Source organism: Methanoregula sp. (assembly GCF_002835825.1).
Taxonomy (GTDB): domain Archaea; phylum Halobacteriota; class Methanomicrobia; order Methanomicrobiales; family Methanospirillaceae; genus Methanoregula.
Genome location: NZ_PIZH01000567.1, coordinates 1 through 1,331 on the forward strand (window position 1 = coordinate 1; position 1,331 = coordinate 1,331).

Annotated in this window: 4 protein-coding genes; 1 reads left to right on the forward strand and 3 read right to left on the reverse strand. The window is 61.5% G+C overall.

The window, feature by feature from the left end; all coding sequences use genetic code 11:
• Positions 1-225: hypothetical protein (locus tag CW742_RS13345; protein ID WP_292421191.1), on the reverse strand; the 225-nt coding region annotated here is incomplete at its 3' end.
• A 34-nt stretch (positions 226-259) separates the two neighbouring features.
• On the opposite strand from CW742_RS13345, the gene CW742_RS13350 reads away from it, so the two are divergent.
• The gene (locus CW742_RS13350; protein ID WP_292421193.1) at positions 260-712 is read left to right on the forward strand and encodes a hypothetical protein; all 453 of its coding nucleotides are present in this window, start codon (positions 260-262) and stop codon (positions 710-712) included.
• Between the two features lie 24 nt (positions 713-736).
• On the opposite strand, the gene CW742_RS13355 is transcribed toward CW742_RS13350, so the two are convergent.
• Complete coding sequence (locus tag CW742_RS13355) at positions 737-913, reverse strand: hypothetical protein (RefSeq protein WP_292421195.1); 177 nt, start codon at positions 911-913, stop codon at positions 737-739.
• A 161-nt stretch (positions 914-1,074) separates the two neighbouring features.
• Positions 1,075-1,290 carry a hypothetical protein gene (locus tag CW742_RS13360; RefSeq protein ID WP_292421197.1) on the reverse strand — a complete coding sequence of 72 codons (216 nt, stop codon included), beginning with the start codon at positions 1,288-1,290 and terminating at the stop codon, positions 1,075-1,077.
• Positions 1,291-1,331 lie beyond the last annotated feature (41 nt).

Consider the following 1,331-nt stretch of genomic DNA (forward strand, 5'->3'; position numbering starts at 1 on the left):
GGCTATTCCTGTACCGGCCCCCATCTCATCCATCTTCCGGAGAAGCGCCACCATGCAGAAGAACGCCGCGGCTTCCACCGGATCACGGAAGTGCACCAGCTGGGCATCGGTCACCCGTTCGAGCACATCCGTGAGCTGCCGCCCGTACTCCTGCTCATCGGCTTTCAGCGCCCGCGTGGTCTTCTTCCACCGCAGGATGACCGGATCGAATTCCATCCGTCGCATACAGACACCGCCGGAGAATGATGCGGGCACCCTGATGAGTCTGAGGCAGGGGCGGGGTGAAAGTGCCCGGCTCTGCCGGCCAGCCATGGCAGGACTGCCGGGCAGTAAACCGTTAAGCCACCCCATGCCCTACCGGATGATCAACCACATCATGAGAAGAGAAGAGGCCCGAGAAGAAGACCCTCCCCTGCGGAGGTACGAGATGCCGGACGAACAGGCCCGTGCCCTGCCACTCCTCCCGGAGCGGGACACGTTTGCCGTCCCGGGTGAGCGGATGTCGGCTGATGAACAGGAGTCCATCGCCCGGCCGGTCCTTATGCCGCCCCTCCACCCTTCCGAACTCCCGCATGCCACGGAGCGGATCCAAAATTCTGTACCGGACCCCCGTCTTGACGACCCGGAGTGGGGCACGGCAAAACGGGCGCCTGACATCCCCCCGGAAACGAAGCGGCTCCTCCGGCCATGGGACGACGAACCGGCCCCGTGATACTCACCCTGCGCGCGGTTCTTTTTACATCCCGCCTTCAAGCCGGATCAGCTTGCAGTGCGCCTGCACAACCCCGGACGAGGTCATACGGTACTCGGGCACCCATGCCATACACTGCTCGCGCTGGCAGGGAATGAAGCCAGCAGGGTTGTCCCGGCCGGCAGGGCGGCTCATGAAGGGGCAGATGCGTTCGGGTTCCATGACATGCTCACGTTCCTGTCACAATCTCTCTTTCTCATCCCAGATAATTCCGATAGATCGAGAAAACCAAAAGGCTGACAGGGATCCGCGATCGCCTGTCGCCAGTGGGCAGGGAACGTTCCGGGTCCTGCACGACACCCCGGCCGCAACAAAAGGAAGGATCAGGCGCTCTCGTACACGAGCGCGAGATAGCGTGCCTCGAAGATCACAAGAGGCGCGGCAAGAAGGAGCTGGACGACAATCCCGAGTACCGGTACCGATGCGATGATACCAATCAGGAGCCCGAAGATAATCTGGATGAGCAGGATGATGAGGAGTGCCAGGAGGTACGTTCCCCAGCCGATCCGTCCGATGGGCTCCCGCTGTCCCTTATACACATATCACGCTCCCGACCAAAAGGAAATTGTAGATCCTGGTG

Coding starts and splice junctions, on each gene's coding strand:
- CW742_RS13350 (WP_292421193.1), top strand. CDS start 260: ATGAGTCTGAGGCAGGGGCGGGGTGAAAGTGCCCGGCTCTGCCGGCCA.
- CW742_RS13355 (WP_292421195.1), bottom strand. CDS start 913: ATGGAACCCGAACGCATCTGCCCCTTCATGAGCCGCCCTGCCGGCCGG.